This window comes from Bradyrhizobium sp. CCBAU 51765 (assembly GCF_015291725.1).
In the GTDB taxonomy this organism is placed as follows: Bacteria; Pseudomonadota; Alphaproteobacteria; order Rhizobiales; family Xanthobacteraceae; genus Bradyrhizobium; species Bradyrhizobium liaoningense.
Genome location: NZ_CP030038.1, coordinates 6,310,949 through 6,335,205 on the forward strand (window position 1 = coordinate 6,310,949; position 24,257 = coordinate 6,335,205).

Annotated in this window: 27 protein-coding genes and 1 tRNA gene; 17 read left to right on the forward strand and 11 right to left on the reverse strand. The window is 65.8% G+C overall.

What is annotated here, in order from left to right; all coding sequences use genetic code 11:
• Positions 1-82: 82 nt before the first annotated feature.
• A complete protein-coding gene (locus XH96_RS29855; protein ID WP_194389140.1) occupies positions 83-1,060 on the forward strand; it encodes a LysR family transcriptional regulator in 978 nt (325 codons plus the stop codon).
• A gap of 242 nt (positions 1,061-1,302) precedes the next feature.
• Here XH96_RS29855 and XH96_RS29860 read toward each other — a convergent pair whose 3' ends face one another.
• The 5 genes from XH96_RS29860 to XH96_RS29880 all read right to left on the reverse strand — a co-directional run bounded on the left by XH96_RS29860 (position 1,303) and on the right by XH96_RS29880 (position 6,105).
• Positions 1,303-1,500 (reverse strand): hypothetical protein, encoded by a 198-nt coding sequence (locus XH96_RS29860; protein ID WP_194389141.1) that lies wholly within the window; start codon positions 1,498-1,500, stop codon positions 1,303-1,305.
• A 130-nt stretch (positions 1,501-1,630) separates the two neighbouring features.
• Positions 1,631-2,050, reverse strand: a complete 420-nt coding sequence (locus XH96_RS29865) for a DUF4118 domain-containing protein (protein ID WP_194389142.1) — start codon at positions 2,048-2,050, stop codon at positions 1,631-1,633.
• Between the two features lie 137 nt (positions 2,051-2,187).
• On the reverse strand, positions 2,188-3,381 hold the full coding sequence (locus tag XH96_RS29870; RefSeq protein ID WP_194389143.1) for an MFS transporter: 1,194 nt from the start codon (positions 3,379-3,381) through the stop codon (positions 2,188-2,190).
• A gap of 57 nt (positions 3,382-3,438) precedes the next feature.
• A complete protein-coding gene (locus tag XH96_RS29875; RefSeq protein WP_194389144.1) occupies positions 3,439-4,056 on the reverse strand; it encodes a TetR/AcrR family transcriptional regulator in 618 nt (205 codons plus the stop codon).
• Between the two features lie 1,089 nt (positions 4,057-5,145).
• On the reverse strand, positions 5,146-6,105 hold the full coding sequence (locus XH96_RS29880; protein ID WP_194389145.1) for an N-carbamoyl-D-amino-acid hydrolase: 960 nt from the start codon (positions 6,103-6,105) through the stop codon (positions 5,146-5,148).
• Positions 6,106-6,366: 261 nt separating this feature from the next.
• Here XH96_RS29880 and XH96_RS29885 point away from each other — a divergent pair, with 261 nt between their 5' ends.
• Positions 6,367-6,591 carry a hypothetical protein gene (locus XH96_RS29885; RefSeq protein ID WP_061878448.1) on the forward strand — a complete coding sequence of 75 codons (225 nt, stop codon included), beginning with the start codon at positions 6,367-6,369 and terminating at the stop codon, positions 6,589-6,591.
• Between the two features lie 170 nt (positions 6,592-6,761).
• The gene (locus XH96_RS29890; protein WP_194389146.1) at positions 6,762-7,088 is read left to right on the forward strand and encodes a hypothetical protein; all 327 of its coding nucleotides are present in this window, start codon (positions 6,762-6,764) and stop codon (positions 7,086-7,088) included.
• 26 nt (positions 7,089-7,114) lie between these two features.
• Here the strand turns inward: XH96_RS29890 and XH96_RS29895 are convergent, their stop codons facing one another.
• Positions 7,115-8,089 carry a tripartite tricarboxylate transporter substrate binding protein gene (locus tag XH96_RS29895; protein WP_194389147.1) on the reverse strand — a complete coding sequence of 325 codons (975 nt, stop codon included), beginning with the start codon at positions 8,087-8,089 and terminating at the stop codon, positions 7,115-7,117.
• Between the two features lie 362 nt (positions 8,090-8,451).
• Between XH96_RS29895 and XH96_RS29900 the strand changes: the two genes are divergently transcribed.
• Positions 8,452-8,703 (forward strand): hypothetical protein, encoded by a 252-nt coding sequence (locus tag XH96_RS29900; protein WP_194389148.1) that lies wholly within the window; start codon positions 8,452-8,454, stop codon positions 8,701-8,703.
• A gap of 145 nt (positions 8,704-8,848) precedes the next feature.
• On the opposite strand, the gene XH96_RS29905 is transcribed toward XH96_RS29900, so the two are convergent.
• Positions 8,849-8,925: transfer RNA gene (locus XH96_RS29905), tRNA-Pro, on the reverse strand.
• Positions 8,926-8,993: 68 nt separating this feature from the next.
• Here XH96_RS29905 and XH96_RS29910 point away from each other — a divergent pair.
• From XH96_RS29910 to XH96_RS29935, 6 genes are all read left to right on the forward strand, one after another.
• Entirely contained in the window at positions 8,994-9,983 is a 990-nt protein-coding gene (locus tag XH96_RS29910; RefSeq protein ID WP_194389149.1) for an L-threonylcarbamoyladenylate synthase, read from the forward strand.
• A 23-nt stretch (positions 9,984-10,006) separates the two neighbouring features.
• A complete protein-coding gene (locus tag XH96_RS29915) occupies positions 10,007-11,434 on the forward strand; it encodes an FAD-binding oxidoreductase (protein ID WP_194389150.1) in 1,428 nt (475 codons plus the stop codon).
• Positions 11,431-11,886 carry a GNAT family acetyltransferase gene (locus XH96_RS29920; RefSeq protein ID WP_194389151.1) on the forward strand — a complete coding sequence of 152 codons (456 nt, stop codon included), beginning with the start codon at positions 11,431-11,433 and terminating at the stop codon, positions 11,884-11,886. The genes XH96_RS29915 and XH96_RS29920 overlap by 4 nt, the downstream gene beginning before the upstream one ends.
• 9 nt (positions 11,887-11,895) lie before the next feature.
• Entirely contained in the window at positions 11,896-12,477 is a 582-nt protein-coding gene (locus XH96_RS29925; protein ID WP_194389152.1) for an NUDIX domain-containing protein, read from the forward strand.
• Positions 12,478-12,771: 294 nt separating this feature from the next.
• Positions 12,772-13,701 (forward strand): glycine reductase, encoded by a 930-nt coding sequence (locus tag XH96_RS29930; RefSeq protein ID WP_194389153.1) that lies wholly within the window; start codon positions 12,772-12,774, stop codon positions 13,699-13,701.
• Positions 13,702-13,736: 35 nt separating this feature from the next.
• A complete protein-coding gene (locus tag XH96_RS29935) occupies positions 13,737-14,930 on the forward strand; it encodes a CaiB/BaiF CoA-transferase family protein (RefSeq protein WP_194389154.1) in 1,194 nt (397 codons plus the stop codon).
• A gap of 109 nt (positions 14,931-15,039) precedes the next feature.
• On the opposite strand, the gene XH96_RS29940 is transcribed toward XH96_RS29935, so the two are convergent.
• Entirely contained in the window at positions 15,040-15,810 is a 771-nt protein-coding gene (locus XH96_RS29940; protein ID WP_194389155.1) for an SOS response-associated peptidase, read from the reverse strand.
• A gap of 63 nt (positions 15,811-15,873) precedes the next feature.
• Here XH96_RS29940 and XH96_RS29945 point away from each other — a divergent pair, with 63 nt between their 5' ends.
• Positions 15,874-16,383: a hypothetical protein gene (locus XH96_RS29945; protein ID WP_194389156.1), complete on the forward strand. Its 510-nt coding sequence runs from the start codon at positions 15,874-15,876 to the stop codon at positions 16,381-16,383.
• A gap of 9 nt (positions 16,384-16,392) precedes the next feature.
• Positions 16,393-16,827, forward strand: a complete 435-nt coding sequence (locus XH96_RS29950) for an NUDIX hydrolase (RefSeq protein ID WP_194389157.1) — start codon at positions 16,393-16,395, stop codon at positions 16,825-16,827.
• Between the two features lie 156 nt (positions 16,828-16,983).
• Here the strand turns inward: XH96_RS29950 and XH96_RS29955 are convergent, their stop codons facing one another.
• Positions 16,984-17,997, reverse strand: coding sequence for an IS5 family transposase (locus tag XH96_RS29955; RefSeq protein WP_194389004.1), 1,014 nt, complete (start codon positions 17,995-17,997; stop codon positions 16,984-16,986).
• A 227-nt stretch (positions 17,998-18,224) separates the two neighbouring features.
• Between XH96_RS29955 and XH96_RS29960 the strand changes: the two genes are divergently transcribed.
• Positions 18,225-18,602, forward strand: coding sequence for a TIGR02301 family protein (locus tag XH96_RS29960; protein ID WP_061878459.1), 378 nt, complete (start codon positions 18,225-18,227; stop codon positions 18,600-18,602).
• Positions 18,603-18,899: 297 nt separating this feature from the next.
• Positions 18,900-19,160: a hypothetical protein gene (locus XH96_RS29965; RefSeq protein ID WP_124159754.1), complete on the forward strand. Its 261-nt coding sequence runs from the start codon at positions 18,900-18,902 to the stop codon at positions 19,158-19,160.
• 346 nt (positions 19,161-19,506) lie between these two features.
• On the opposite strand, the gene XH96_RS29970 is transcribed toward XH96_RS29965, so the two are convergent.
• The gene (locus XH96_RS29970) at positions 19,507-20,376 is read right to left on the reverse strand and encodes a sulfurtransferase (protein WP_194389158.1); all 870 of its coding nucleotides are present in this window, start codon (positions 20,374-20,376) and stop codon (positions 19,507-19,509) included.
• 239 nt (positions 20,377-20,615) lie between these two features.
• Entirely contained in the window at positions 20,616-21,950 is a 1,335-nt protein-coding gene (locus XH96_RS29975) for a dihydroorotase (protein ID WP_194389159.1), read from the reverse strand.
• Between the two features lie 97 nt (positions 21,951-22,047).
• On the opposite strand from XH96_RS29975, the gene XH96_RS29980 reads away from it, so the two are divergent.
• Genes XH96_RS29980 through XH96_RS29990 form a run of 3 tightly spaced genes read left to right on the forward strand, consistent with a single transcriptional unit; the run spans position 22,048 to position 24,163 of the window.
• Positions 22,048-22,929 carry a folate-binding protein YgfZ gene (locus tag XH96_RS29980; RefSeq protein ID WP_194389160.1) on the forward strand — a complete coding sequence of 294 codons (882 nt, stop codon included), beginning with the start codon at positions 22,048-22,050 and terminating at the stop codon, positions 22,927-22,929.
• Positions 22,926-23,552, forward strand: a complete 627-nt coding sequence (locus tag XH96_RS29985; protein ID WP_194389161.1) for a DNA-3-methyladenine glycosylase I — start codon at positions 22,926-22,928, stop codon at positions 23,550-23,552. Before XH96_RS29980 ends, XH96_RS29985 begins: the two co-directional genes overlap by 4 nt.
• Complete coding sequence (locus tag XH96_RS29990) at positions 23,549-24,163, forward strand: YfbR-like 5'-deoxynucleotidase (protein WP_194389162.1); 615 nt, start codon at positions 23,549-23,551, stop codon at positions 24,161-24,163. The genes XH96_RS29985 and XH96_RS29990 overlap by 4 nt, the downstream gene beginning before the upstream one ends.
• Positions 24,164-24,257: the final 94 nt, after the last annotated feature.

The following is a 24,257-nucleotide window of genomic DNA, read 5'->3' on the forward strand; positions in this document are numbered from 1 at the left end:
CTCCCCGCTGGAGGTCGGTGCGATCAGTCCCGGCATCAGGAGATTGACAGGGGCGGCTTAATAAGGAAAATTTCTATTCATAATGAGCCTCAAAGAATTTTCTTATAATGGTCCCGGCCACGCGGCGGCCCAGCTCCGGCATCTGACGATCCGGCAGCTGCGCTCGCTCGCGGCGCTTTCGACCAAGGGCAGCGTGACGGCGGCATCCAGCCACCTCGGGCTGACGCAGCCGGCCGTGACCCAGCAGCTCCGGCAGCTGCAGGACCTCGCCGGCCTGCCGCTGGTGCAGCGGACCGGCGACGGCATGCTGCTGACGGAAGCGGGCAAGGAGGTGCTGGCGCTGGCCGAGCGGGTCGAGGCCGCCATCACGGATTGCCAGGGCGCGCTCGACCTGCTCGCGGGGCGGACCGGCGGCACGGTGAAGCTCGGCGCGGTCTCGACCGCGAAATATTTCGTGCCGCATGCGATCGCGGCGTTCTCCAGGCGCTACCCCAAGATCGAGATCAAGTTGACCATCGGCAATCGCGAGGAGATCCGCGAGGCCATGCACGGCTACGACCTCGACTTCGCGGTGATGGGTCGGCCACCGGCCGACGTCACCGTCGACGTCCGCCAGCTCGGGCGCAATCCGCACATCATCGTCGCCCGCAAGGGGCACTGGCTGGAGAAGGATTCCGGCCTCAACCTCACCGACCTCGTGCACGAGACCTTCCTCACCCGCGAGCCCGGCTCGGGGACGCGGACGCTGATGGAGGGCTTGTTCCAGAAGTCCGATCTCGAGCCGATCATCGGCATGGAGATGAGCAGCAACGAGACCATCAAGCAGGCGGTCATCGCCGGGCTCGGCATCGCCTTCATCTCGGCCCATACCGTGGCGCATGAGCTCGCCGAGGGCCGGCTCGTCGTGCTCGACGTCGCCGGCCTGCCGATCGTCAGGCAATGGTACGTGATCCGCCGCAGCGACAAGGTGCTGTTGCCGCCGGCGCAGGCGATGTTCGATTTTCTGGGCTCGGAAGGGTCGAATTACCTGCCCGACGTGCCCGAACTCGGCGGGCGATAGAAGGCCAGCGCTCAGCTCATCAGCTTCATGGCGACGGTCGCCGCCAGCACCACGATGATCTGGAGCAGACGCTGCGTCGTGAAGATGCGGTTGAAGGTGGTCATCGCTTGCCCCGGCCGACGTGAAGGAGATCTCGATCGGCCCGTTGCTAGCATACAAGAACGCGCAGACAACTCCGTAATTGTCCCGTGGGCGATCGCGCCTTCGGCGAGCCGGCTCACGGCCGCGCCGATGGCCGGCGATCAGGCCGCGAGCGGGGCGCTGCAGTCCGTACGCGTCGCGAAATAGGCCTCCAGCTCCGACAGCGCCCGCGCTTCCCATTCCCTCGCCTGCTCCAGCAGTGACCAGCTCTGGCCCGGGCGGAATGCGGCGGTCTGGCGATAGAGCGATGCGATGCCGCGGTAGCGCCGCACGTTCTCCAAGATGGCGTGACCGTTCATGTCCGAAAACTCCCTCGTCATTCCCGCGGGAGAAACTGCGGCCAAATCTTTTTCGAAAAGTTAGCGGCGCGCGGCAAGTTCGCGGATGGTTGCCGGACTGTTGCGCGGGCGCAACGCGCGCGGTGGGGGTTTATTGCGGATTCGTTGCCGCGCTCTCGCCGGAAGGCTTCAGCCCGCCGCTTCTGATGATCGTCACCGTCTTGCGGCAGAGATCGGCAAGGCCGATCAGGAGTATGGCCAGCAAGCAGAACAGGTTGATGGAATCGGCGCTTGCGCTGGTCAGCGCAGTGAAGGCGAAGAAAGGCGGAATGAACGCCCACCACACCAGCGGAATGGTGAGCAGCGCGGCAAATGCCGCCGCCGGCGCGCCGGCCACGAACGCAAGCACGAACAGGCCGGGCAGGAACGCTGCGAAATAGAGCTTCGCGCCGAGCGCGACGCAGAGGCCCTGAAGCACGGCCGACATTGCGACGACGGCCAGCCCGAGCAGAAACGCCTGCCACGACCATGGCCGTACCCACGTTACGCCGAACAGCCTCGCACGCCTCATCCGCCTCCCCCTGCCGCCCGTTAACCAGGTGCGTTTACAACCAATTTACTACAGCGGCGTCGGGGCCGCGAGACGGAAATTGCGTCCTCGCGGGGCTGGCGAACAGGCCGCATCGCACAGTTCGGCCATACCGGCGGCTACTCGGTGGCCGCATAGAGCAGGCCGGCGACGGGCAGCGCAAGGCCAATGGCCGATGCGAGTGCCCAGCCACCTTGCGCGAACGCGAAGGCTCCGACCGCGGAGCCGGCCGCGCCGGCTGCGAAGAACGTCGCCATGTAGAGTCCGTTGAGGCGGCTGCGGTGCTCGTGCCCGAGCGCGAAGATGGCGCGGAAGCCGAGCACGACATTGCCCTGGACGCCGATATCGATGGCGATCGCAGCCACCACCAGACAGGCGAGGTTCAGCATCGAGCCGGGCGCGCCGACATAGGTCACGAGGAAGCCGCCGGCTGCGAGCAGCATCGCGACCAGCGTCGCGATGCGGCTATGGCCGTGGTCGGCGAGGCGGCCGGCGATCGGGGCGGCGAACACGCCGGCGACGCCGACCAGCGCAAACAGCGCGATGCCGCGCTGGGAGAAGCCGAACTCGCCGGCGAGTTGGAGCGGCGCCACCGTCCAGAACAGGGTGAAGGCGCTGAACAGGCTCGCCTGATAGAGCGCGCGGCGCCGCAGCAGCGGCGTGGCCCGCACCAGCTGCGGCATCGACAGCAGCAATTCGCCGTAGTGCATCCGCGTCACCGGCTTGCGCTTCGGCAGCGTCATCCAGAGCACGGCTGCGAGCACAATCATCAGCGCGGCGGAGCAGAAGAACACCGCGTGCCACGACAGGGCCGCGGTGACGAAGCTCGACACCGGGCGCGCCAGCATGATGCCGAGCATCAGGCCGGTCGAGACGTTGCCGACGACGCGGCCGCGGATGGCTGCCGGCGCCAGGTGCGCCGCATAGGGAATGATGATCTGCACGGCCACCGAGCCGAGGCCGATGAACAGCGCGGCGATCAGGAACGGCAGCGCATGGGTGGCGAACGCGGCGGCGAGCAGCGCCGCAGCGCCGAGCGTGATCACCGAGCAGATCAGGGCGCGGTTCTCGACGAGATCGCCGAGCGGCACGATCAGCAGCAGCCCGGTGCCGTAGCCGATCTGCGTCATCGTCACGATCAGTCCCGCCGCGGCATGCGACAGGCCGAGCGCAGCGCTGATCGGGGCGATCAGCGGCTGGGCATAATAGATGTTGGCGGCGATCATGCCACAGGCCGCGGCGAGCACGAAGGTCAGGCGCTGCGACACCGCATCCGGTTCGGGTGCGGTCTCGATCGTGGCATTCATCGTCATTCGCATGGACTCCAGATAAGGTATAGGAAATGACCATTCCCTATTATGACAAAGAATTCAGGCGAGCAGCTTCATCGCGACGCCGACGAGGCGCTCCCCGTCGAGCGGCAGGCGCGCCTTGCCGACGACGCGCATCCCCTGCGTGATGCAGAGCATCAGCCGCGCGGTGTCGTCGGCTGCGACATGACGGGGAATCGAGCCGTCGGCCTGCCCGTCGCGGATGAGGCCGGCGATGAAGTTTTCGTTGGTCGCGAGCTGCGCGTTGACGCGGGCAGCGACCATTGCGTCATGCGCGGACAGCTCGACGGCGCTGCCGACCACGAGGCAGCCGCGCCGTCCCTCGATTCCCTGGGAGTGCTCGACATAGGACAACAGCACGTTGCGGATCTGCTCGCGGCCGTTTGCGCCCCGCGCCGCCGCGCTGCGGGTCTGCTCCTGGCGCAGCGCCGTGTAGCGCTCGAAGGCGGCGAGGAACACCGCATGCTTGTCGCGAAACGCCTTGTACACGCTGCCGGTGGCGAGCCGCATCGCCGCGGTGAGATCGCCGATCGAGGTGGCATGGTAGCCCCGCTCGCGAAACACGCGCACGGCGCGGTCGAGCGCGGTGTCCATGTCGAACTCCCGGGGGCGGCCGGGACGACGGGCAGACTGAGATCGGCGGGCAGCCTTTTGCATTGCGGCATAATAGGGAATGGACGTTTCCGAATAAAGACACGTGGTTGTGAAAGGGGGCAATGACGATGACGTCATTCTCGTGTCCCGGGCAAGCTGCAACGCGTAAGCGTTGCGGCGCAGAACCGGGATCCGGGGCAGCATGGCACCGCGTGGATGGATGGGCCCCGGCTCTGCAGCGCACCGTCAAAGGGACGCTGCGCTGCGTCCGGGGCACGAGAGCGGAGTGTGGCGCATGCTCAGCAGCGTCGCTCGTTCGGCTCGCATTTCAAATCGCAGACACGCCTTCGCGTTCTCGCGGCTGAATTCGCCCGAGCTTTGCTTGGTCACCCACCCTCTCGATCAAGAGGGCGCAGGGAAGACCGGGTGCTGACCTCGCACCCGCGGTCCGCTGCGCGAAAATGTAGCGCAAAGAGACCGCACAGCAGCATACAGGTGGTGCCAATCACTCGGCCTTCCCTGCGCGATGGTCGGACGGCTTATGCCGTGCTCTCCCGGGAGCCGAGTTCGTTCTGGCCTCCCTCACCCTCGCGAAATTCACCGGCGCCGCGCCGGTTGACGCGACTGCCGCATTCGCAAGGGCTTGACCGTAGCAACGACGGCCAGGACCACACGGTTTTGCCGTACGCACGGCCCGCCATTTCGCCGCAGTTTTCCCGGCCCTGTCGACGGAGCCGGAAACTTACAGGCGAGACGAAGCCTGGCAGCGCCGTTCGTCCGCGCGCGGCCACGAGCTCACCGGGGACTACCCTCCCTGCCCGCACCTTTCGCGCCTTTCGCGCCCGACGCTGCCGCGTCCACCGCAAGCCCGGCTCGCGACAATGACGACCTCATGATCGCCCCTCAAGAATGAGCCGGGATGGGCGACACATACGCCATTTCCGAATTTCGGTAAAGTGGAATATTTTCGCACGAGCGGATTGACAGGGAAGCGAAACACCGAGCTTCCCGGCGTCATTCCGGGGCGCCGCAAAGCGGCGAGCCCGGAATCCATTTAACCGCTTGTACAGCGGCCCGATGGATTCTCAGGTGCGCAATTGCGCACCATAGCTCGATGCTGCGCATCGCCTCGGAATGACAGGAGGGAGAGTGTCACCCCTTGCGCGGCACCGGCGTCCCATCCGCCATGGTGGTCACGCCCTTCCGCTCCACGATCATTCCGTAGGCCCGCGGCTGGCGGTGGACGTCGAAATTGAAGGTGGTGCGCTTGTAGGAGTTGCAGAGATCGAGATCGCAGCGCGCCAGCGCGATCTCGTCGCCCTTGGTGGTGCAGGCCGCCATGATCTCGCCGGAGGGCGCAATGATGCAGCTGCCGCCGATGTGGTCGACGCCCTCCTCGATGCCGGCCTTGGCGACGCCGACCACGAAGGTGCCGTTCTGATAGGCGCCGGCCTGCATCACCAGATGATTGTGGAACAGCGAGAGATCGTCATGCTCGGGCGCGGGCGGATTGTGCACCGGCGTGTTGTAGCCGATCATCACCATCTCGACGCCCTGCAGGCCCATGACCCGATAGGTCTCGCTCCAGCGGCGGTCGTTGCAGATCGCCATGCCCATCACGCCGCCGAAGGCATCGGCCACGCCGAAGCCGCTGCCAGGCTCAAAATAGCGCTTCTCCAGATGCTGGAATTCGCGCCACGGCTCGTGCTCCGCATGGCCGGGCAGATGCACCTTGCGATATTTCAGGACGATCGCGCCGCTCTTGTCGACGAGAATGGAGGTGTTGTAGCGCCTGACAAGTCCGGCCTCGACCGCCAGCTCGGCATAGCCGAGGCAAAAGCCGATCCCGAGCTCGCGCGCGAGATCGAACAGCGCCTGCGTTTCGGGGCCCGGCATCTCGCGCTCGAAGAAACTGTCGATCTCGGCCTGATCCTCGAAATACCAGCGCGGAAAGAACGTGGTCAGCGCCAGCTCGGGATAGACGATCAGGTCGCAGCCGCAGGCCCGGGCCTGGCGCATCAAGGCCATCAGCCGCGCCATCACCGCGGTCCTGGTCTCACTCCTCGCGATCGGGCCGAGCTGGCCGGCTGCAATCGTCACAAATCTCGCCACGCGTCATTCCTTCGTTTTTCCGGGTGCGTCGGGCTTGCGCCTCCGCCCACGCTGGCCGCCTCGGCCCATCATCCTGATGGCACAATCAAGTTCCGTGCCTGCGGGTATCATCGTGCGGGCGCCGGACGAGCGCGCGCCGAAGTTCCGGAACTTCGTTGCTGATCTGCAACGGTTCCCCGCGATCTGAAGCCGGACAAAACAAACTCCCATTCCGGCCACGAACCGCTCTCACAAGGCCGTGAGACTATCAGGGGAACGACGATGCGTGCACAACGCGTTTGGAAAGTGAATGGGGCCGCCAGCATCGGGCAGCTTCAATCGAGACTGGACGATCTGAACAAGCGTCTCGGCCAGCTCGAAAACCAGCATTCGGATAGCGGGACGCTGGAAGAGCTGCGAGCGATCGCGCTCAGCCTGTCGCGCGAGATCGACGACATCCGCTGCGCCGAGGCGACGGCGGCGTTGAGCGAGCTGTTGCGGAAGTAGCGGACGCCCGCGATTCGCATCGCGAAGGAACCAAGTTCCGCCGCCGTCATTTCCATGCAGAGCATGGATCAAGATCATGAGCAGGCGAGCCCGTCTCGCGCGCGGCGGCCGCCTTCACCATCGCGCGCCACTTTGCGCTATGAAGAATTTGGCGCTGTGAGGAATCTCGCATGACATCGGACCCCGAGGAGTCTGTGCGGCTACAGGGCTACGGCGAGATGACGCTGCGCACGGCCGTCGAGACCTTGATGCTGCTCGCGCCGCGCGAGCGATCCGAGGCCGCCGTCTTCCGGGTCCGTGATGATGTACGTCTGGCGCAAAGCGAGATCGCCGAGCTCGCATCAAGCTGGGGCATCGAGCCGGCGCCCAAGGTGCGATCGCCCAGACTGGTCCCCGAGCAGCACTGGCAAGACATCGTTCGCGGCATGGTGCGCGAGGCCCCGCTGCCGTCGCTGCTGGTGGCGTTTCTGGTGGGGGTGCTGGTGGCGCGAAGGTAGCCGCGCCTGAGCTGCTTGCAACAGGGTTACTTCTGTTCGCTTGCCCGCATCTGCTCGGCGAAAGGACGCAGGGCCTCGGACATGTCGTCGAGGCGCTTCTGCCACTCCGCACCGGGCATGAAGGCGATCACCGGCTCATCCCCGGGCGAACCCGTCAGGTACTCTGGATTACGCAAGCCCTCTGCTATCCCGGCTTCCAGCTTCTTGACGATGTCGTCCGGAACGCCCTTGGGGACCGCGAAGCCGCGTTCGGCCGTCGTCACGACCGGAAAGCCCACCTCTTCTGCCGTCGGAACGTCGGGCAGCGATGCAAAACGTTTCTTCGACAGGATCGCGATGACGCGAAGTGGCCCCTTGTTGGTGCCATGCAGTTCGGGAATCTCGCTGAGACTGACCATCCCGACTTCCAGATGCCCACCCAAAAGATCGGTGCGCTGTGCCGCCGTTCCTCTGTAGGAGATTTCGTTGGGCTCGACCTTCGCGACGGCCGCGAGCATGCGAATGGCCAGATGACCGTTCGTGCCGGCGCCGTTGTGACCGAAGCTCACCGACCCCGGCTTGCTGCGAAGTGCGGCAATAACAGCCGGCAGATCCTCGAATCTGCTGTTCGCAGACACCACGATCACGTTCGGATCTTCGACGACCCGTGCGACCAGCCGAATCTCGTCCGTGGTGTATTGGGTCTTGCGGGTCATCGGCAGGAAATTGTAGCCCGGCACGTTGACGACACCCATCGCATAGGCGTCGGGCGCCGCGCGCGCGATCGAGGCAAACGCAATCTCTCCGCCGGCGCCGGGCTTGTTCAGGACGACAAATTTCGCCTTGCCGCCGAGCGCGCGCTCCACAAAGGGCAGCAGCTTGCGAGCCATGACATCGGTGCCGCCGCCCGGCGCGAAGCCAACCACGACCTCGATCGGCTTGTCGTCCGGCCAGGCAGCCCATGCCGGCCCAGAGACAGCGATGCTGAAAGCAGCAACGAGCGCGATGATCGTCTTGTTCATGATTTCCAACCCTGGTCTTGTTTTTGGCCGATCGCGCTCTCGAACGCGCAACCGGCTATGCACTCATCTAGCCGTCGGCCTGACCGGATGGCAACTGGCCATCCCGCGCGCAGGGATTTGATCGCGCGCAAAAGCCTCGACAATGACCCAGGCTCGTAGATGCACCGTCATCGAAATCCCGGTAGCTTGCGCATCAGTGTGCGTGAGATATCCTTGATGGCGAAGACAGCGATTGACGATCTGGAAGGTGGCGCTGCGCCGTGCGCCTGGTTCGAGGGTGTCCCCTCATTCCACGATGCGCCATTGCGGGAGCTGGAGCTTCGCCAGGGTGCGCCCGGGCGGCTGGTCGCCACGCCTTCCAGATGCCCCCCGAAGTCGATGCAAAGGGCTACTTCGTGCTGACGAAGCATGTGGACGTGACGTTCACCATCTTCGATCTGATTGAGGTTCAGCTGTTCGACATCACCGAAGCCGGGATCATGTTCGGACTCGGCATCGAGATCGATCCCGACGCCACGAGGCTGAGCTTCGAGTCCAGCTATGGGGTGCACGGTCGGATCAAGGCCACGCGGGTCGTCGTCTCGTTCGAGCCTCAGCCGGCCAGTCTCGCCTGAACCTGACGAGCCATGCCACTGCGGCAAGCGCCCCTGCCCGGCCAAATCGACCGTGGACCCACCCTGAAAATCGTTGCAGAAAGGCTTCCCGAGGCGCTGGCGGCCGGTCCGCCAAGTCTCTGGGAAACGCCGATTTTTGGAAGAATGGTCGGAGTGGCAGGATTCGAACCTGCGACCCCTGCGTCCCGAACGCAGTGCTCTACCGGGCTGAGCCACACTCCGACAAGAAGGCGGCTTATAGCGTCGGGTTTGACGCACTGCAAGCGGCCGAGCCGAGGAATTTTATCCCTGTGAAAACGGGTCTTGAAACGCTGATTTTGCCGGCCGGCGAGGCCGGCGCGGAAGCCGCCGCCCGGCGACTGGCCGCCGGCGGGCTGGTCGCGTTTCCGACCGAGACGGTCTACGGGCTCGGCGCCGACGCCGCCAACGCCACGGCGATCGCCCATCTCTACGCCGCCAAGGGCCGGCCGGCGTTCAATCCGCTGATCGCGCATGTCGCCGACCTCAAGGCCGCGCGGCGGATCGGGCGGTTCGACGCGCGCGCGCTGGAGCTTGCGGAGGCGTTCTGGCCGGGGCCGCTGACGCTGGTGGTGCCGAAGACGGACGATTGCCCGGTGGCGGATCTCGCCACTGCAGGCCTCGATACTGTCGCGATCCGCGTCCCCGCCCATCCGGTGGCGCAGGCGATCCTGCGCGCCTTCGGCGGCGCCGTGGTGGCGCCGTCGGCCAACATCTCCGGCCACGTCTCGCCGACGCTCGCCGCCCATGTCGCGAGCGATCTTTCGGGACGGATCGACCTGATCGTCGACGGCGGGCCTGTTACGGTCGGGGTCGAATCGACCATCGTCGGCTGCTTCGACGTGCCGATGCTGCTCCGCCCCGGCGGGCTGTCGCGCGAGCGGATCGAGGCCGTGCTGGGCGCACCCTTGGCGCGGCCGCCGGTGGAGGCCGAGAGCGACGAGAGCCAGCCGCTGGCGCCGGGCATGCTGGCCTCGCACTACGCGCCGCGCGCCGATGTGCGGCTCAATGCGCGTGAGGTGGCACCGGGCGAGGCGCTGCTGGCGTTCGGCCCCGCGCGCCTGCCTGGTGTTGACGCTGCCGCCGCCGTCATGAATCTGTCGCCCACAGGCGATCTCGATGAAGCCGCCGCCAATCTGTTCGGCTATCTTCGCAGCCTCGACGCGAAGAGCCCGCGGGGGATCGCGGTGATGGCGATTCCCGAGGAAGGACTTGGCGAAGCGATCAATGACCGGCTGCGCCGGGCTGCGGTTGCCCGATAAGAAGCTTGAGAAGAGACACGAGAATGAACGTCGATAAATCCGCCACCCCGCCGCTTGCGCCCGAGCTGATCGCCCAATTCCGCAAGATCGTCGGCAACCGCCATGCCATCACCGATGCGACCGACATCGAGCCTTACGTCACCGAGGAGCGCAACCTGTTCCACGGCCGCTCGCCGCTGGTGCTGCGCCCGGGCTCGACCGCGGAGGTGTCCGCGATCTGCAAGCTCGCCTCCGCGCACAACATCGCGCTGGTGCCGCAGGGCGGCAACACCGGGCTGGTCGGCGGGCAGACGCCGCACAATGGCGAGGTGGTGGTGTCGCTGCGCCGGCTCGACAAGATCCGCGAGGTCGACACCGCCTCCAACACCATGACCTGCGAGGCCGGCGTGGTGCTGCAGATCGCGCAAGCGAAGGCGGCGGAGGTCGACCGGCTGTTTCCGCTCTCGCTCGGCGCCGAGGGCAGCTGCACCATCGGCGGCAATCTCTCGACCAATGCCGGCGGCACCGCGGCGCTCGCCTATGGCGTTGCGCGCGAGATGGCGCTGGGCCTCGAGGTGGTGCTCGCCGACGGGCGCGTGCTCAATCTGCTGTCGAAGCTGAAGAAGGACAACACCGGCTACAACCTGCACAACCTCTTCATCGGCGCCGAAGGCACGCTCGGCATCATCACGGCGGCGACGCTGAAATTGTTTCCGAGGCCGCGTGCGGTCGAGACCGCCTTCGTCGGGCTGAAATCGCCGGCGGCGGCGCTCAAGCTGCTCACGATCGCGCAAGGCGAGGCCGCCAATGCGCTGACGAGCTTCGAGCTGCTGTCGGAGATGGCGGTGGATTTCTCGGTGCGGCACGGCATCGACGTGCGCGATCCGCTTGAGGCGAAGCATCCCTGGTACGTGCTGATGGAATTGTCTTCGCCGGGCGAGGACGCCCGCACGCCGCTGGAGACGATCCTGACCCGGGCCATGGAGGAGGAGATCGTCGACGACGCCGTGATCGCAGCCAACCTCACCCAGCGCGGTGCGTTCTGGAAGCTGCGCGACGAGATGTCCGCGGCGCAGAAGCCGGAGGGCGGCTCGATCAAGCACGACATTTCCGTGCCCGTCGCGGCGGTGCCCGCCTTCATCGCCGAGGCCGATGCCGCCGTGGTCAAGCTGATTCCCGGCGCGCGGCCTGTGCCGTTCGGCCATCTCGGCGACGGCAACCTGCACTACAATGTCAGCCAGCCGATCGGCGCCGATACCGCGGATTTCCTGGCGCGCTGGCACGAGATGAACGCGGTGGTGTTCGAGATCGTGCTGCGCATGGGCGGCTCGATCTCGGCCGAGCACGGCATCGGCGTGCTCAAGCGCGACGAGCTGCCGGAGGTGAAGGACAGGACCGCGATCGAGCTGATGCGCTCCATCAAGGCGATGCTCGACCCGCTCGGCATCATGAATCCGGGGAAGGTGCTGTGAGCGTGGCCCCTGCTGCGCTCGCGATCAGCGCGATCGCGGATGCCGACGTCGAGAAGGTCGTCGCGCTGTGGCAGCGCTGCGGCCTGACGCGGCCCTGGAACGATCCGCAGGCCGACATCGCGCTGGCGCGGCGGCGCGACAATTCCACCGTGCTGATCGGCCGCGACAACGGCGCGATCGTCGCCACCGTGATGGTCGGCCATGACGGCCATCGCGGCTGGGTCTATTACGTCGCGGTCGATCCCGACAGCCGGAAGCGTGGCCATGGCCGCGTCATCATGGCGGCGGCCGAGGACTGGCTGCGCGCGGCCGGAATTCCAAAACTGCAGCTCCTGGTCCGCCGCGAGAACGCGCAGGCCAATGCCTTCTACGGATCGCTGGGCTTCGAGCTATCGACCTCCGTGATGTTCCAGAAGTGGCTCGACGGCCGCACCACCACGCCAAGCAACTGAGAGCGAGTGATGACCATTTCCGACCGCGTCCGCATCAAGGACGTCCGCGTGCTCTCGAACGGCTGGACGCCGCTGAAGAACACGACCCTTGAGTATCGGCGCGCCAATGGCGCCTGGCAGACGCAGCACCGCGAGACCTATGAGCGCGACAACGCCGCCGCCGTGCTGCCCTACAACCGCGCCCGGCGCACGGTGATCCTAGTGCGCCAGTTCCGCCTGCCGGCGTTCATCCGCGGCTACGACGATCTCCTGATCGAGGCGGCCGCCGGCGTGCTTGATAACGCTTCCCCGGAAGAGCGCATCCGCGCCGAGGCGGAGGAAGAGACCGGCTACCGCCTGCACCACGTCCACAAGGTGTTCGAGGCCTTCATGAGCCCCGGTGCCATCACCGAGAAGCTGCATTTCTTCGTCGCCGAGTACGAGCCTGAAATGCGCGTCAGCGACGGTGGCGGCCTCGAACACGAGGGCGAGGATATCGAGGTGCTGGAGCTCGGCATCGACGAGGCGCTGGCGATGATCGCCGACGGCCGCATCATCGACGCCAAGGCGATCATGCTGCTGCAATACGCGGCGCTGCACGTGTTCAGGTAGGTGCGCTCTTCACCCTCCCCTGGAGGGGGAGGGTCGATCGCGCGCAGCGCGAGCGGGGTGGGGTGATCCCTCCACTCGGGCACTGTTGGATGTGGAGAGACCGTCACCCCACCCCGTCTCACATTTCGCTACGCTCCATGTGAGCCGACCCTCCCCCTCCAGGGGAGGGTAAGAGGCGCCTTCCACGCGACTTTAGCGTACAATGCAATTCTGACCTGCGCCGCCTCTCCCCCGGTTGAGCTCACTCCTGACTATCTCTAGTCTGGGCCCAACCAAGAACCAGGAGACGCGCCCATGTCCGCTCCGCGCGACGACGAATTCGGCTTTGCGCCCGACTACGATTCCCCCGTTCCCTACATGCAGCGCACCCGCGATTATTACGCGGCGATCGGCTACACCACGCCGTATCGCTGGGCGCATTACACCGAGGCGCCGTTCCAGCCGCTGAAGAAGCCGCTGTCGCAGTCGCGCGTCACCATCATCACCACGGCCGCGCCGTTCGATCCGGCCAAGGGCGACCAGGGGCCGGGCGCGGCGTATAATGGCGGTGCGAAGTTCTACCAGGTCTATGACGGTGACACGTCCAGGGAGCACGATCTGCGCATCTCGCACATCGGCTACGACCGCAAGCACACCTCGGCCACCGACAGCGGCACCTGGTTTCCGCTGCCGCAGCTCCTGAAGGCCAGCGCCGCAGGACGGATCGGCGAAGTCGCTCCGCGCTTCTTCGGCGCGCCGACCAACCGCAGCCATCGCGTCACGCTCGATACCGACGCGCCGGAAATTCTTTCGCGCTGCATCGCTGATGCGGTCGACGTCGCCGTGCTGGTGCCGAACTGCCCGGTCTGTCACCAGACCACGGCGCTGGTGGCGCGGCATCTGGAGCGGAACGGCATTGCGACCGTGGTCATGGGCTGCGCCAAGGACATCGTCGAGCATGCCGCCGTGCCGCGCTTCCTCTTCAGCGACTTCCCGCTCGGCAATTCCGCCGGCAAGCCGCATGACATCGCCTCGCAGGCACAGACCCTGGAGCTGGCGCTCAAGCTGCTGGAGACGGCAAGCGGTCCGCAGACCACGATGCAGTCGCCGCTGCGCTGGAGCGAGGACGCCTCCTGGAAGCTCGACTACAACAACGTCGCGCAGCTCTCCCCTGAAGAGCTGTCGCGGCGCCGCGCCGAATTCGACAAGCAGAAGGAGATCGCGCGCGGCAACCGCGCCGCCTGACGTCCTCCAACAACAATAAGCCAAGGGAGAGAGACGTGACGCGACCGTTCGAGGGGGTGAAGATCCTGGATTTCACGCAAGTGCTGGCCGGCCCCTATGCGAGCTACCAACTCGCGCTGCTTGGAGCCGATGTCATCAAGGTCGAGCGGCGCGAGGGCGAGGACATGCGCCGCACGCCGCTTTCCCGCGAATGGGCCGAGCGCGGGCTGGCGCCGGCGTTCCAGGCCGTCAACGGCAACAAGCGCAGCCTGACGCTCGATTTGCAGAAGCCGGAAGCGATCGCGATCGTGAAGAAGCTCGCAGAGACCGTCGACGTCGTCATGGAGAATTTTCGCCCGGGCGTGATGGACAAGCTCGGCATCGGCTACGAGGCCCTGTCCGCGATCAATCCGAAGCTGATCTATTGCGCGGTGTCGGGTTTCGGCCAGACCGGCCCGGATCGCCTGCGGCCCGGCTATGACGGAAAGATGCAGGCGCTGTCTGGCATCATGGCCATCACCGGCCACCCCGAGACCGGACCGACCCGCGCCGGCTTTGCCGTATGCGATGTGCTGTCGGGCGCGACGGCGGCATTCGGCGTCTCGAGCGCGCTCTATCAGCGCGACCGCACCGGCAAGGGCCAGCTCATCGACGTCTCGATGCTGGAGGCGACGCTGGCATTTCTGTCGGGCCAGGTCGCGGACTGGTCGGTCGCCGGCCATCGCCAGACCCTTTCGGGCAACCAGGCGGTGAGCCGCAGGACCACGGCCAACCTGTTCAAATGCGGCGACGGCCACATCCTGCTCGCCGTCAACAACGAGAAGCAGTACCGCGCGCTGATGAGCGCGCTCGGCCGCGAGGACACGCTCACCGACCCGCGCTTTGCCGACTGGTTCGCACGCAACGAGAACGAGGGCGCTCTCCGCGCCATCATCGAGGAGGCGCTGGCGAAAAGGCCGGCGCGCGAATGGGAGACCATTTTGGAAGACGCCGGCGCGCCCTGTGCCAGCATCTGGAAGGTCGAGGAGGTCATCGACCATCCGCAAATCAAGGCGCGTGGCGCAATCCAGGAGCTGGATACGCCGTACGGCCGGCTGCGCTTTGCCGGCAGCGGATTCAAGCTCGCCCATGGTGGCGGACGGCTGGACCGGATGGCGCCGGAGCTGGGGGCGGACACGGATGCCGTGCTGAGTGAGCTGGGATTCGATGCGGCGGAGGTCGCGGGCTTGAGGGCGCGGGAGGTCGTTTAAATTTCCGCTGCCGTAGGGTAGGCAAAGCGAAGCGTGCCTACCAGCGCGCGTTGAAGGAGAGGTCGTGGGCACGGCGCAAGAGCGCCTTTGCCCACCTACGGCAGCGCGACTAGAACAACGAGCCCTGGCCGTCATCTGGCGAGGCAGCAGCCACCTTCCGCACTGCCTTCTTCGGCTTCACCGCCTCTGCCTCTGCCTCCGCCTCCATCTCCTCCGCGCTGATCGGCAGCACGAGCTGCTCGTCGTCATTGGCGACGCGGTTGACGCGGGTGGAAACGGGGTGCCAGGCGAATTCGCCGATGCGCGGAGCGGTCATCAGCGGCAGGATCGCATCGACCTCGTCGCCGCCGATGTCGAGCCAGCGCTCGAAATCGCGCGGGCTGATGGTGACGGGCACGCGGTCATGAAGCGCAGCGAGGTCCTCGCCCGCCGCCGCGGTGACGATCGCGACCGTGTCGAGCTCCTCGCCGTTCGGCCCGACCCAGGTCTCGAACACCGCGGCAAAGCCGAGCGGCTCGCCGTCGGCGCGGTGGATGAAGAACGGCTGCTTGCGGCCGCCTTCGGTCTTCCACTCGTAGTAGCCGTCGGCCGGAATCAGGCCGCGCCGGCGGCGAATCGCCCTTTTGAAGGCGGGCTTCTCCAGCACCGTCTCGGCGCGGGCGTTGATCAGGAGCGTAAACCCGCGGGGATCCTTGACCCAGCCCGGCAACAGGCCCCAACGCATCAGCCGGAAATGGCGCGAGCCGTTCTCGAGCAGCACGACCGGAATCGGTTGCGTCGGGGCGACATTGTACCGGGGCGGGAAATTCGGCTGCTCGACATAGCCGAACAGTTGCCGCAAAGCCGCGGGGGCCGAAGTTATGACGAAGCGTCCACACATGCCTAGGTGCCTATATAAGGTCCGTTCAGGTCCTTTTAACCCCGAACGCTAACACTGCGGCAGATGAGCTCAACGGCCTCCCAACCCGCGCGGACGCATGTACAGACGGGCCCCGAGGCCGAGGCCTGGGCCGAGCGCCTGCGCGTGGCCAATATCAACCCGCGGACCGGGCTTGCCACCGACTATCTCAACCATTTCAATGAAGCCGTGATGCTGCTCGAAATGGTGCCGGACATGCCGGAATGCGCCGAAGACTTCCTGACCTGGACGCCGCTGTCCTATGCCGAGCATTTCACGGCGTCGAATTTCAAGGCACGTGACCTCGCCATCGAGGCCTATGAGAAGGCCGATCCCAACGTGCGTGCCCAGTTCGACCACATCACGGACACCATGACCTCGATCCTGACCGCGGTCGGCTCGGCCATGCGCGAAGTCGAGAAGGACACCACCCGCGTCCGCCTCGCCGAGCAGGCCACCCTCTGGGTCAAGCCGCTGATCGCGGCTTGCGGCGGCATCATCAATGGCGGCGCGGAAGCCGATGTCGACACCATCATGGCGAACTCGGCCGGATAGGTGGCGAGATTGGCCGCGGTCGTCCAGCCCATCCACCCCCAGCTCGCCGTCAGCGCAGCCATCTTCCGCGACGGCAAGGTGCTGCTCGTCCGACGCGCCCGTTCGCCTGCCAAGGGGTTCTATTCGCTTCCCGGAGGCCGGGTCGAATTCGGCGAATCGCTGCATCAGGCCCTGAGCCGCGAGGTTGACGAAGAGACCGGCCTTCGTATCGAGATCATTGGCCTCGCCGGCTGGCGCGAGGTGCTGCCGGCCGTGGCCGGCGCCGGCCATTATTTGATCATGTCGTTTGCCGCCCGCTGGGCGGCCAAGGAACCGGCCTTGAACGACGAACTCGACGATTACCGCTGGATCGCGCCGGACACTCTCGGCAGCCTTGGCGACCTCAAGCTGACCGGTGGGCTGGAGGAAATCATCGTGTCGGCAGCGCGTCTGATTGGCCGCTGACCGAGCCACGCGCTCCGACACCTCTCCCGCAAGCGAGAGCTTTGCTTAATTGGACGCGGGGGAGTGATTGCCGCTGTTGGGCGTTTTTTGCGTAGCGTTGGACGTCGGCGGCATCGAAGGTTTGCGCTTTCGTGGTCGACTGATTGGGTTGGGCGGTCATGCGGCAACTCCCGCAGGAGACAACGCCACCCATCGTTTGAGATTCATTGCCAGGCAGATCAGGCGCAGATGCGTCTGGTTGCGCGCCCAGCCCAGATAGCGGGCGCGCGCCCAGCGGTAGCTGCCCTTGAGGCGCGCGAAGACCTGCTCGACCGGTGCGCGGCGCTTTCCCACGGCACCGTTGAAGCGCTTCTGCCGCGCGGTCAGCGGATGATGCTTGTTGGGCCGGAACATCAGCCGCGGCTTGATGCCTCGCGCGCGCAGGCCGCTACGGCGCTCGTGCTTGTCATAGGCCTGGTCGGCATAGACCGCCTTCTCATCACCACAGACCAACTCGTCGGCGGGCACCGTATCGTTGACCGCAGCATCGGTCAGCTTGCTGCGGCGGATGATTGCCGAGCCCTGGTCGATGCCAACATGGGCCTTGTAGCCGAAGTATCGTTTGCCGCCCTTCTTGGTCCATCGCGCATCCGGATCGCGCTTGCTGTTGACCAGTTTGCTCGGCGCCCGACCGTCCGGGCCGGGGGGCTGCGGCTCCTCTGGTGGCTTCGGCGGCTTCACCGCCGCCGGGATCAGGCTCGCGTCGATTAGTGTACCCCGCCGCACCACCAGCCCATGCGCATCGATCTGGCGCAGGATCTCACCGAACAGCCTCTCGTCCAGGCCGGCCCGCTGCAAACTGTCGCGGAAGCGCCAGATCGTGGCGTGATCGGGTGTCTCATCGCCGAGCACAAAGCCGCAGAAATCGCGGAATGAGGCGCGGTCATCAAGCGCCTCTTCAAGCTCCGGATCGGACAGCCCGTACCATTGCTGCAGCAACAGCGCCTTGAACATCACCAGCCGCGGATAGGCCGGCGCCCCACGCTCCGGTTCCGGCAGACCGCCTAGCACGCCCCCTACCGCTGCCCAATCGACCAAGTCCCCAATCCGTCTCAGCACCGGATTGCCTTTTCCCCGTCGCGACACCAGCGCGTCCGCAAAGCTCGGTTGTCCAACCTGTCGATAGGCCATTCCCGTCCTCCCTCAGCGGTCTAGGGAATCGCAGATTCGCGAATATGCAAAGCTCTCGCTTGCGGGAGAGGTCGCGCTGAAAGCGCGGGTGAGGGCTCTCTCCTCTGGGGGATTGTCCCGGTGTGGAGACACCCTCTCCCCAACCCTCCCCCGCTCGCGGGGGAGGGAGCGCACCGTCCGTGTGGCTTGCCTTGCGTCCACTGAGCGAAGGGGGCATACAGCCGCCGATGTCGACGCGATTTTTGGCCATTTTTGCCCTGATTCTCGCCTGCGCCGCCGGATCCGCCCGGGCCCAGGACGCGGCGGCGCCGTTTGACGGCGAATTGCAGCGGCTGGCCGAGATCCTCGGCGGGCTGCACTATCTGCGCGGCATCTGCGGGTCCAACGAGGGCAACAAATGGCGCAACGAGATGCAGGCGCTGATCGATGCCGAAACCCCCTCCGGGGAGCGCCGCACCCGCATGATCGCCGGATTCAACCGCGGCTATAACGGCTTTCAGCAGACCTACCGCAGCTGCACGCCGGCCGCGACGGTGGCGATCCGTCGCTACATCGAGGAAGGTTCGAAGATCTCGCGGGATCTGACCGCGCGCTACGCGAACTAAGCTCCTTCCACCTGTCATTCCGGGGCGCGCTTAGCACGAGCCCGGAATCCATTGTGCGGCAGTCTCTGCGGCCAGATGGATTCTCAGATGCGCAATTGCGCATCGTAGCTCGCGACTTCGTCGCGCCCCGGAATGACGGCGGCAGATGCGGGCGCGGCGCGACGGGAACCCTGTCATCGACTTTGTGCACAGCCGTTAACCGTTCTTAAAGATGTGGCCTAGCGGTCGTTAACGACCGTGCTACACCTCTCGCACAGCGCATCGCCCTGGATCGCGCCCCAGCCCTGACCGAGTTTCATGAACCAGCCGATTTCCTACGCCCGCGCGCCGCTGCCCGATCACGAGCAGAAACAGGCTGCCCTCAGCTATCTCAACGAGGCCTGGGCCGAGGCGCGCCATGACGGCGTCGACGGCGATTGCCTGGCGCAGGCGAGCCTGTTCGCGGCACTGGCCGAGCTGGTTGGCACCTATGGCGAGGACGCGGTGGCGAAGTTCGTCGAGGGCTTTCCCGGCCGCATTCGCAACGGCGAATTCTCGGTCGGCATCTCCAGGCAGTAAGCCCGTCGAAAATGACCCCGCCACGCGGGCGGGGCCAGTCGACGGATGAATGACTCTGCGAAAGCATCGCGAAGTCTGCCGCCGTTATCGCACGGAAGCGATCGGACGCAGACAAGCATTAGTCTCGCGATGGCCGGGAGATGTTCCCGAAGGAGTCGGGAATGCGCTTTTCCTACCCTCCCCTGGAGGGGGAGGGTCGATCGCGCGCAGCGCGAGCGGGGTGGGGTGATCTCTCCCCACGAGCACTGTTCGACGCGGAGAGACTGTCACCCCACCCCGTCTCACATTTTCGCTGCGCTCAATGTGAGCCGACCCTCCCCCTCCAGGGGAGGGTAAGAAAGTCCGCCTAATCCGTCTCGATCGGCAGCGACGGATCCCTCGCCCACTCGCCCATGGAAGCATCGTAGAGCGTCAGCTTGTCGTAGCCGAGCTGCGCCAGCATGAGCAGATCGATTGTCGCCGAGATGCCGCCGCCGCAATACAGGATGACATCCTTGTCTCGCGTGACGCCTTGGGCGGCGAATTTCGCTTCTGCGTCCGCGAGCGTCGTCAGGGTCCTGTCGGGATTGACGAGGGTTGCCGCTGATACGTTGACGCTGCCGGGAACGCGGCCGGGCCGGCCATAGCGGCTCGGTTCGAGGCCGGAATGAAACTGCGGTCCGAGAGCATTGACGATCACGGTCGAGGGATCGCCGATCCGCGACATCACCGTGGCCTTGTCGACGAAGCAGCCCGCGCGCGGCGTCGCCTTGAATGTCGTCGCCGGATATCCCTTCGGTGCGCCTGTCTCGATCGGCCGCCCCTCCTCCTTCCACTTGTCGAAACCGCCGTCGAGCACGAGCGCGTCGACTCCGAGCGAGCGCAGCATCCACCAGAACCGCGTCGACCACATCATCGTGCCGATGCTGTAGAGCACGATGGTCTTGGATGCGTCGGCGCCGTGGCGGCCAAAGGCGGCCTCCAACTGGGCGACACCAGGCATCATGAAGAACTGTTGCGACGAGGTGTCGGAGAACTCGCCTTGCAGGTCGAGGAAATCGGCGCCGGGAATGTGGCCGGCTGCAAAGGACTTGTCGCCTGGCACCGCGCGATAAGGCACGTCGCTGCCGGGTGGGACAGGCTCATTGTAGGTCGTGCAATCGTAGAGGCGGAGGTTGGGATCGGCGAGTATGGCGGCGAGTTGGTGGGTGGTGATGAGGGGGGATGGCTGGGACATGATGTGCTCTCCCAATTTGAGCTCTCGCTTCGTGGCACACTGTCATTGCCCGCGAAAGCGGGCAATCCAGTATTGCAGAGGCCGCAGCCGTATCGCCCAACTGCCGCCGCGGCGTACTGGATGCCCCGGTCCCGTCTCCGCCAAGGCTACGCCGAGGCCACAAGGGTGCTCGGCCGCCGAAGCTTTAGCGAAGGCGGCAAGCCGGGGCATGACAGCGGAGCAAGAGGCTTGGCCTATTCCTACGCCTTCAGTGTCTCCAGAAACCGTACCGGCTCGCCCTGCGAGGCCATCACGAGCTCGCCGTGCCACATCACGCGGCGGCCGCGGATGAAGGTACCGACGGGCCAGCCGGTGACGCGGACACCGTCATAAGGCGTCCAGCCTGCCTTGGACGCGACCCATTTGTTGGTGATGGTCTCGCTGCGCTTCAAATCGACGATGGTGAAATCGGCATCGTAACCGGCGGCGATTCGCCCCTTGCACGCGATGCTGTAGAGGCGTGCGGGACCGGCACTGGTGAGGTCGACGAATCTCGCCAGCGACAGCCGGCCGGCGTTGACGTGATCGAGCATGATCGGCACCAGCGTCTGCACGCCGGTCATGCCGGAGGGTGAGGCCGGATAGGTCTTCGACTTCTCCTCGAGCGTATGCGGGGCGTGGTCGGAGCCGAGCACGTCGATGATGCCCTGCTCGATGCCGCGCCAGATACCGGCGCGATGATCGGCCCCGCGCACCGGCGGGTTCATCTGCGCGAGCGTGCCGAGCCGCTCGTAGCATTCGGGCGCGACCAGCGTGAGGTGATGCGGCGTCGCTTCGCAGGAGGCGACATCCTTGTGGTCGCGCAGGAACTCGATCTCTTCCTTGGTCGAGATGTGCAGCACGTGAATCCGCTTGCCCGTCTCGTGCGCGAGCTTGACCAGCCGCTGCGTCGCCATCAGCGCCGCGGTCTCGTCGCGCCAGACCGGATGCGAGCGCGCATCGCCCTCGATGCGCTGCGGTTTGCGCTCGTTGAGCCGATACTCGTCCTCGGCGTGGAAGGCCGCACGACGGCGGATGACCTGGAAGATGCGGCGCAGGCTTTCGTCGTCCTCCACCAGCAGTGCACCGGTCGAGGAGCCGATGAACACCTTGACGCCGGCGCAGCCGGGTGCGCACTCGAGCACCGGCAGGTCCTGTACGTTCTCGCGGGTGCCGCCGATGAAGAAGGCGAAATCGCAATGCATGCGGTGATGGGCCCGCTTCACCTTGTCGGTGAATTCGGCCTCCGTCACCGTCAGCGGCGCCGTGTTCGGCATTTCGAACACGGCGGTGACGCCGCCCATCACGGCGCTGCGCGAGCCGGTCTCGAGGTCTTCCTTGTGCTCCAGCCCGGGCTCGCGGAAATGCACCTGCGTGTCCATCACGCCGGGCAGGATGTGCAGGCCCTTGCAGTCGATCACCTCGGCGGCGCTGCCTTGCGACAGCGGGCCCAGCTCGGCGATGCGGCCTCCCGTGATGCCGATGTCGCGAACAGCCTCGCCGTCCTGGTTGACCACGGTGCCGCCCTTGAGGATCACATCGAAATGCTGGGTCATGGGGCCTCTCTCATCCTCAGGGCGCAGGGCTCGAGGTCTTGTCGTTTATGCGTTGCGGGCTTACGTTCCGGAGCAACATGTCGCAAGAGATTTTCACATGAAATCGGCGTTTCTTCCCGACCGGGGCGTGATCAAGGTCGCGGGTGAGGATGCGCGCAACTTCCTCAATGGCCTGGTTACCACCGACGTGGACAGGCTGAAACCTGGCCTTGGGCGATTCGGCGCGCTGCTGACGCCGCAGGGCAAGATCATCGTGGATTTCCTGATCACGGAAGTGCCCGCGGGCCACGGCGGCGGGTTCCTGATCGACTGCCCGAAAGCGCTGGCAGATAGCCTCGCCACCAAGCTGAAATTCTACAAGCTGCGGGCCAAGGTCACGGTGGACAACCTTTCCGACGATCTCGGCGTGCTTGCGGCCTGGGACGGCCAGCCCGCCGCCCAGCCGGACCTCGCCTTCGTCGATCCGCGGAATGAGGGGCTCGGCTACCGCATCCTGATCCCGGAAAATCTCAAGCAGAAGCTGTCCGACCTGATCGGTGCCAAGCTGGTCGATGCGGCCGAATACGAGGCGCACCGCATCGCGCTCGGCGTGCCCCGCGGCGGGCTCGATTTCATGTACAGCGATGCGTTCCCGCACGAGACCAACATGGACCGTCTCGCCGGCGTCGATTTCGACAAGGGCTGCTATGTCGGCCAGGAGGTCGTCTCGCGCATGCAGCATCGCGGCACTGCACGCACGCGCAGCGTGAAGGTGCTGCTCGACGGTGCGTCACCCGAGCCGGGCACGACCATTCTTGCCGGCGACAAGCCGGTCGGCACCATCGGCTCGACCGCCGACGGCAAGGGCATTGCCCTCGTGCGCATCGACCGCGTCGCGGAAGCGCTCGACGCGGGCCAGCCGCTCACCGCTGGTGGGCTGCCTCTGACGCTCGCTGAACCAGACGTCGTTCGAATTCCAGCCAAGCAGCCCATCGCATGAGCCGTGCCGCCCGCCTGCATCCCGACGGCCTGAAACGGTGTCCCTGGCCTGGCGAAGATCCGCTTTACGTCGCCTATCACGACACCGAATGGGGTGTACCGGAATATGACGACCGCGCACTGTACGAGAAGCTGATGCTCGACGGCTTCCAGGCCGGCCTGTCCTGGATCACGATCCTGCGCAAGCGCGACAATTTCCGCAAAGCCTTCGACGATTTCCAGCCGGAGAAGATCGCGCGCTACAACGCGAAGAAGGTCCATGCGCTGATGAACGATGCCGGCATCGTGCGCAACAAGGCCAAGATCGACGGCGCGATCCTGAGCGCGAAATCCTATCTCGACATCATGGAGAAAGGCCCGGGCTTCTCGAAGCTGCTGTGGGACTTCATGGACGGAAGGCCGCAGGTCAACCAGTTCAAGACCACCGCGAGCGTGCCCGCCTCGACGCCGCTGTCGGTGCAGATTTCCAAGGAGCTGTCCTCGCGCGGCTTCAAATTCGTCGGCCCGACCATCGTCTATGCCTTCATGCAGGCGACCGGCATGGTCAACGATCATCTCGTCGACTGCCACTGTCACGCCGCCTGCGGCAAGACGCAGCGCAAGCCGCGCCTCAAGGCCAAATGACGGCGAAGAAGACCGCGCGCGATGCGCCGTCCCGCGCCTGGCAGCGCATGCTGTCGGGCCGGCGGCTCGATCTGCTCGATCCCTCCCCGCTCGACATCGAGATCGCCGACATCGCGCACGGCCTTGCCCGCGTCGCGCGCTGGAATGGGCAGACCATCGGCGCGCATATCTTCTCGGTCGCGCAGCATACGCTGCTGGTGGAAGCCGTGCTGCGGCACGAGATGCCGCGGGCCGACCAGCGCATGCGGCTCGCAGCCCTGCTGCACGACGCGCCGGAATATGTGATCGGCGACATGATCTCGCCGTTCAAGGCCGTGCTCGACGGCCATTACAAGGCGGTCGAGAAACGCCTCCTCGGCGCCATCCATATCCGCTTCGGCCTGCCGCCGGTGCTGCCCGACGAGATCACGCAAGCCATCAAGGCCGCCGATCGCGGCGCAGCCTATCTGGAGGCGACCGAGCTTGCCGGCTTCAGCGAAAGCGAGGCCAGACGCCTGTTCGGCAAGGATCCCGGGCTATCCAACAGCGTCCGGCGCGACTACATGACGCCCTGGACGGCGGCACGGGCCGAGAAGCAGTTTCTGGAGCGGTTCAGCGCGGTGTTTGCGTAGCTCTCGTAGGATGGGCAAAGGCGCGCTTGCGCCGTGCCTACCAACCTGAGCAACGTGCGCGCAGTTGCGAAATGGTGGGCGCGGCGCGATGCGC

What these genes read in the sequence shown, in the direction of transcription:
- XH96_RS29870 (WP_194389143.1), bottom strand. Translation starts at nt 3,381, where the DNA reads ATGACGATGAATGCCACGATCGAGACCGCACCCGAACCGGATGCGGTG.
- XH96_RS29900 (WP_194389148.1), top strand. Translation starts at nt 8,452, where the DNA reads ATGCCCCCCGAAGTCGATGCAAAGGGCTACTTCGTGCTGACGAAGCAT.
- XH96_RS29940 (WP_194389155.1), bottom strand. Translation starts at nt 15,810, where the DNA reads ATGTGTGGACGCTTCGTCATAACTTCGGCCCCCGCGGCTTTGCGGCAA.
- XH96_RS29980 (WP_194389160.1), top strand. Translation starts at nt 22,048, where the DNA reads ATGAAATCGGCGTTTCTTCCCGACCGGGGCGTGATCAAGGTCGCGGGT.
- XH96_RS29930 (WP_194389153.1), top strand. Translation starts at nt 12,772, where the DNA reads ATGTCCGCTCCGCGCGACGACGAATTCGGCTTTGCGCCCGACTACGAT.
- XH96_RS29960 (WP_061878459.1), top strand. Translation starts at nt 18,225, where the DNA reads ATGTCGACGCGATTTTTGGCCATTTTTGCCCTGATTCTCGCCTGCGCC.
- XH96_RS29955 (WP_194389004.1), bottom strand. Translation starts at nt 17,997, where the DNA reads ATGGCCTATCGACAGGTTGGACAACCGAGCTTTGCGGACGCGCTGGTG.
- XH96_RS29885 (WP_061878448.1), top strand. Translation starts at nt 6,367, where the DNA reads ATGCGTGCACAACGCGTTTGGAAAGTGAATGGGGCCGCCAGCATCGGG.
- XH96_RS29925 (WP_194389152.1), top strand. Translation starts at nt 11,896, where the DNA reads ATGACCATTTCCGACCGCGTCCGCATCAAGGACGTCCGCGTGCTCTCG.
- XH96_RS29970 (WP_194389158.1), bottom strand. Translation starts at nt 20,376, where the DNA reads ATGTCCCAGCCATCCCCCCTCATCACCACCCACCAACTCGCCGCCATA.
- XH96_RS29860 (WP_194389141.1), bottom strand. Translation starts at nt 1,500, where the DNA reads ATGAACGGTCACGCCATCTTGGAGAACGTGCGGCGCTACCGCGGCATC.
- XH96_RS29890 (WP_194389146.1), top strand. Translation starts at nt 6,762, where the DNA reads ATGACATCGGACCCCGAGGAGTCTGTGCGGCTACAGGGCTACGGCGAG.
- XH96_RS29915 (WP_194389150.1), top strand. Translation starts at nt 10,007, where the DNA reads ATGAACGTCGATAAATCCGCCACCCCGCCGCTTGCGCCCGAGCTGATC.
- XH96_RS29855 (WP_194389140.1), top strand. Translation starts at nt 83, where the DNA reads ATGAGCCTCAAAGAATTTTCTTATAATGGTCCCGGCCACGCGGCGGCC.
- XH96_RS29985 (WP_194389161.1), top strand. Translation starts at nt 22,926, where the DNA reads ATGAGCCGTGCCGCCCGCCTGCATCCCGACGGCCTGAAACGGTGTCCC.
- XH96_RS29990 (WP_194389162.1), top strand. Translation starts at nt 23,549, where the DNA reads ATGACGGCGAAGAAGACCGCGCGCGATGCGCCGTCCCGCGCCTGGCAG.
- XH96_RS29865 (WP_194389142.1), bottom strand. Translation starts at nt 2,050, where the DNA reads ATGAGGCGTGCGAGGCTGTTCGGCGTAACGTGGGTACGGCCATGGTCG.
- XH96_RS29965 (WP_124159754.1), top strand. Translation starts at nt 18,900, where the DNA reads ATGAACCAGCCGATTTCCTACGCCCGCGCGCCGCTGCCCGATCACGAG.
- XH96_RS29945 (WP_194389156.1), top strand. Translation starts at nt 15,874, where the DNA reads ATGAGCTCAACGGCCTCCCAACCCGCGCGGACGCATGTACAGACGGGC.
- XH96_RS29875 (WP_194389144.1), bottom strand. Translation starts at nt 4,056, where the DNA reads ATGCAAAAGGCTGCCCGCCGATCTCAGTCTGCCCGTCGTCCCGGCCGC.
- XH96_RS29975 (WP_194389159.1), bottom strand. Translation starts at nt 21,950, where the DNA reads ATGACCCAGCATTTCGATGTGATCCTCAAGGGCGGCACCGTGGTCAAC.
- XH96_RS29895 (WP_194389147.1), bottom strand. Translation starts at nt 8,089, where the DNA reads ATGAACAAGACGATCATCGCGCTCGTTGCTGCTTTCAGCATCGCTGTC.